This window comes from Pseudomonas sp. (assembly GCF_026224925.1).
In the GTDB taxonomy this organism is placed as follows: Bacteria; Pseudomonadota; Gammaproteobacteria; order Pseudomonadales; family Pseudomonadaceae; genus Aquipseudomonas.
This window is the reverse complement of sequence record NZ_JAMFRV010000315.1, coordinates 1-4,364: the sequence shown is the minus strand read 5'-3', so window position 1 is coordinate 4,364 and position 4,364 is coordinate 1. Positions and strand designations below refer to the sequence as shown.

The following is a 4,364-nucleotide window of genomic DNA, read 5'->3' as shown; positions in this document are numbered from 1 at the left end:
GTTACCACTTGATACGCACCAAGAACGGTTATGGTAGAACCGGAAAAATAGTTTATTAGCTTGAGCTTTGACTTGGATATCCTGGTCTTGAATACGGAGGAAAAGCCGCTTAATCCAAGCCACCAAAATGCGGACCCCAAAAATATACCGGCCACCATCGGCCACACTGAGTGTTGGCTGCCTTGATCGCCTGCCATACCATCACTCATTGAAGCGAATATCGCGATGAACGATAGAATGGTCATTGGGTTCGACAATGTCAAAATCAGTGTAGTCGAATAGGCCTTCATCATGCCGGCCCTCTCGCCGGCTAAGGCGACTGTAGACTCTTTCGACTTTATCGTCTGATAGCCAATGTACGTAAGGAAGAGTCCTCCCAGAATGCACAGCCATGGTTTAAAGATAATCAGTGTTGTGATGATTGCCGTGATCCCGAGGGCGCCTATAAACCCGTACATTGCGTCAGCGGTTGCAGCCCCTAACCCCGTTGCGAAACCTGACCTCCAACCTCGCATAAGGCTTCGCTGTATACATAAAAGACCGATTGGCCCGACGGGGGCCGCTATGCACAGTCCGACAACCAATGATTTCATAAAGATCAACATAAGTCCGCCTCCATAATTGAGTTTATATATTAGAATCAGGGCGCTCGTCGATAAATTAAATATTCAGCTTTTTAGTTATCTAACATATATTTTTAAGGTTATTTCGAGATTTTACCTTACTTACTAAGGCAGAAATAAAAACCTGCTAGCAAATAGCGGAATTACTCACTTATTGGGGCTCAATGGACGCTCCAGCCCCCGGCCGCCGCCACAGATCTGCCGTATCCCCTCTCTACGGCGATCCTTTTTGCTTAAACAAACATCCAATTTTATTAGACCACCATGCCTACAGCTCAGCGGCATCCACGCCGAAGGCGAATCAGTGCTGCGGTTAGACTGTAGTAGTAACGTGTAGTGGGGGCGAACTGCCCCAGAGGTCCGTCGAAATACCATCTGACATGCTTCTCCTTCCAAGCCCAGGGAGAGGGACACTTCCAACGCTGTCGAATTGCACGCTGCATGTTTTCTGCCTGCCTGATATGCCGCTGCCGCGTGGCATGCGCACCTTTGAGCACCGGACTCAGAAACAACACCATATCGAACTCGGACTTCATCGCCGACCTCCGAGGTAGGCACTCACCACATCGATGCGGTTATGCCCCAACTCATGGCTGATCTGCTGTCGTGCACGCTGATCGAGTGCTCGATGACCACGACCGCCATTTATAGGTGCGGGAAAGCCGGTCAGTTGCTCATACCTGTCGAGGACCGCGCGAACTTGATCCGTGACCGCGATCCAACGCGGAGCGGATGCGCCTGATCGACCGCCTTTGGTGCCGTCCTGGATATTGACCTTCCCCAGTCGTTGAGCCTCCCGTTGCAGCCGGGGCAGGTCCGCCAAAATCGCCTCGCTCAAAAAGCAAAAGATGGCCCAGTGATTCCGATCGCCTGAGCCAATCTGCAAGAATTTTCTTCACAGCGAGACCGGGAAGCCTCTCAGTCTAACGCCACCGCTTGCTCGCAATCTTCGCGCTGGACCTCACAATGCCTTGGTGAATATCTCGCCCAACCAGTCCACAAACACCCGAACCCGTGGCGACATGTGTCGGTTGTGCGGATACAGCACTGAAACCGGCATCGACGGTGGTGGTGTGTCGGTGAGGATTTCCTTTACCAGCCCTTGGGCGATCTGCGCTTCCATCCGGTAGTGCGGGCACTGGATTAGCCCCAGTCCGGCGATGGCCGAGGCTGCGTAGATTTCCGCGCCGAACACCGAAACGGCACCATCGATGATCACTTCCTTCAACTCGCCATCCACCATGAACTCAAACGGAAAAAGTTTGGCGGTGGTGCGTGAGACGTAGTTCACTGCGCGGTGGCTCTTCAGGTCGTCGAGGTTTTTCGGCTCGCCGTGTTTACGCAGGTAGGTCGGGCTGGCGCAGGTGATCTGGCGCAGGTTGGCGACACGTTTGCCGATCAGCGCCGAGTCCCCCAGCGTACCTGCGCGCAGCACGCAGTCGACGCCTTCGGCGATCAGGTCGACTTGGCGGTCGGCCTCGCTGATGGACAACTCGATCTCCGGGTAACGGGTCATGAATTGCGGCAACGCCGGGATCACGAAGTGCTTGGCCAGGGTGCCATGCAAATCCACGCGCAACCGTCCCTTCGGCGCCACGCCGCGGAACGCCAGTTCGGCCTCTTCCAATTCTGCCAGCAACTGCACGCAACGCAGGTAGTACGCCTCACCATCCAGCGTCGGACGCACCTTACGCGTGCTGCGCTCCAGCAATCGCGTGCCCAACCAGGCTTCGAACTGATTCAGCGTGTGGGTCAGCGTCGCGCGTGGCAGGTTCAGGTCATCCGCCGCCAACGTAAAGCTGCTGCGTTCGTAGATCCGCACAAACACCTTCATCGCTTTGACTTGATCCACGTTGAACTCCTGCCCTTCGATTGTTGGTGATTATTGAACAGTAAAGCCAACTCTCGTGCATTTATCACCCGAAGTAAACATGTGAATCTAGCTTCACACCTAGCAAACAACCCATTACTTCAAAGGAATCACCTCCATGACTACTCAAACGTCGAAAGTTGCCATCGTAACCGGCGCCTCCCGCGGCATTGGTGCGGTCATCGCCAAACAACTGGCCAGCGAAGGTTTCGCTGTCGCCATCAACTACGCCAACAGCGCCAGCGAAGCCTCGAAACTGGTTGTTGAATTGCGTCAGGCCGGTCACCAAGCCATCGCGATCAAGGCCGACGTCGCTAACGTTGACGACGTGCGTCGGATGTTCGACGAAACCGAAACACAACTGGGCAAGGTCGATGTGCTGGTGAATAACGCCGGCATCCTCAAGGTGCTGCCGCTGGCGCAACATAGCGACGAACTGTTCGACCAGAACTTCAACATCCACGCTCGTGGCACCTTCAATACCCTGCGTGAAGCCGCGACGCGCCTGAACGCTGGCGGGCGGATCATCAACTTCTCCAGCAGCACCGTAGGCATGAACCTTCCCGGCTATGCGGTGTACATCGCCAGCAAAGCGGCGGTGGAATCACTGACCCAGGTGTTCGCCAAAGAAATGCGCGGTCGCAACATCACCGTCAACGCCGTGGCGCCTGGTCCGGTCGCGACCGACCTGTTCCTGCACGGCAAGAGCGAAGAGCAGATCCAGACCTTCGCCAAGATGGCCCCGCTGGAGCGTCTGGCTCAGCCCGAAGACATTTCCCGCGTGGTCTCCTTCCTGGTTGGACCTGATTCGGCCTGGGTCAATGGGCAAATCCTGCGCGTCAACGGCGGCCTCGTTTGAGCCGCTCCACACAACCTTGAAAGGAGTGATGATCATGAGCCACCCAGCCAACACCTCAGCCCACACCGGGCAATCGAAACTGATGTTCACGCTGTTCACCGCCGTCGCTGCTGCCACCGCTGCACTGGCGGCAGGTTCCAGCTTGCTGCTGAGCCTGCCGGTCTGGGCGATGTTCGTCGGCTGGGTCGCGTTCTTCAGCCGCGGGCTGACCTTGCGCGATGGCCTGGTGAACCTCGGTTGTGTGCTGATGGGCATCGCCTTCGGCATGGGAGCGGCGTTGAGCATCGGTGTCCTGGCGCCCACTCTCGGAGTGTTTGCCCTGCCAATCGTGGTGTTTGTCATGGCGATGATCGTGGTGTCACTGCGGGCCACCCGGACGATGAACAACGTCGTCGCTTATTTTCTCGGCCTGATCGCCTACTTCGCCGCGCACCAGGAACCGTCCCTGGAAAGCTTCTTTGAATTGAGCGGCGCCGCCGGCCTCGGCTCCTTTGCCGGCTGGTTGTCCCATGCCGTGCAACAACGTCTTCCCCATCGTGCCTGACACCATCCTTCGCAGAGGTTATTCACATGAAAACGATCATCCTGATTACCGGTGCATCCAGTGGTTTTGGTGCTCTCACCGCTCGCGCCCTGGCCGATGCCGGCCACACCGTCTACGCCAGCATGCGCGAAACCCAGGGACGTAATGCGCCGCAAGTCGCCGAGGTCGCCCGCTACGCCGAAGAGCATCAGGTCGATCTGCGCAGCGTCGAACTCGACGTTGCTTCCAGCGAGTCGGTCGAGGCCGGTGTAACGAAAATCATCGAGGATTGTGGTCGACTGGACGTAATCATTCACAACGCCGGGCACATGTCCTTTGGTCCCGCCGAGGCCTTTTCTCCTGAGCAGTTCGCCCAGCTCTACGACATCAACGTGCTGAGCACCCAGCGGGTCAATCGCGCCGCGCTGCCGCAATTGCGTAAACAGGGTAAAGGCTTGCTCGTGTGGGTGTCCTCCAGCAGCGCACGCG

At 56.8% G+C, this 4,364-nt stretch carries 6 protein-coding genes and 1 pseudogene; 3 read left to right on the top strand and 4 right to left on the bottom strand.

The annotated features are described in order from the left end of the window. The 4 genes and pseudogenes from M0974_RS13655 to M0974_RS13640 form a co-directional block, all read right to left on the bottom strand. The coding region (locus tag M0974_RS13655; RefSeq protein WP_297837319.1) for a LysE family transporter at positions 1–605 on the bottom strand (605 nt) is incomplete at its 3' end. A 293-nt stretch (positions 606–898) separates the two neighbouring features. Continuing rightward, positions 899–1,159, bottom strand: coding sequence for a hypothetical protein (locus tag M0974_RS13650; RefSeq protein WP_297837316.1), 261 nt, complete (start codon positions 1,157–1,159; stop codon positions 899–901). Further along, positions 1,156–1,455 (bottom strand): annotated as a pseudogene (locus M0974_RS13645) (integrase); the annotation flags it as partial. The gene M0974_RS13650 and the pseudogene M0974_RS13645, both read right to left, overlap by 4 nt. 129 nt (positions 1,456–1,584) lie before the next feature. Next, positions 1,585–2,475, bottom strand: coding sequence for a LysR family transcriptional regulator (locus M0974_RS13640; RefSeq protein ID WP_297837314.1), 891 nt, complete (start codon positions 2,473–2,475; stop codon positions 1,585–1,587). Positions 2,476–2,611: 136 nt separating this feature from the next. On the opposite strand from M0974_RS13640, the gene M0974_RS13635 reads away from it, so the two are divergent. From M0974_RS13635 to M0974_RS13625, 3 genes are all read left to right on the top strand, one after another. Continuing rightward, positions 2,612–3,352 carry an SDR family oxidoreductase gene (locus tag M0974_RS13635; RefSeq protein WP_297837312.1) on the top strand — a complete coding sequence of 247 codons (741 nt, stop codon included), beginning with the start codon at positions 2,612–2,614 and terminating at the stop codon, positions 3,350–3,352. A 34-nt stretch (positions 3,353–3,386) separates the two neighbouring features. Beyond that, positions 3,387–3,896: a DUF1097 domain-containing protein gene (locus tag M0974_RS13630; RefSeq protein ID WP_297837309.1), complete on the top strand. Its 510-nt coding sequence runs from the start codon at positions 3,387–3,389 to the stop codon at positions 3,894–3,896. Between the two features lie 26 nt (positions 3,897–3,922). Further along, positions 3,923–4,364: SDR family NAD(P)-dependent oxidoreductase (locus M0974_RS13625; protein ID WP_297837306.1), on the top strand; the 442-nt coding region annotated here is incomplete at its 3' end.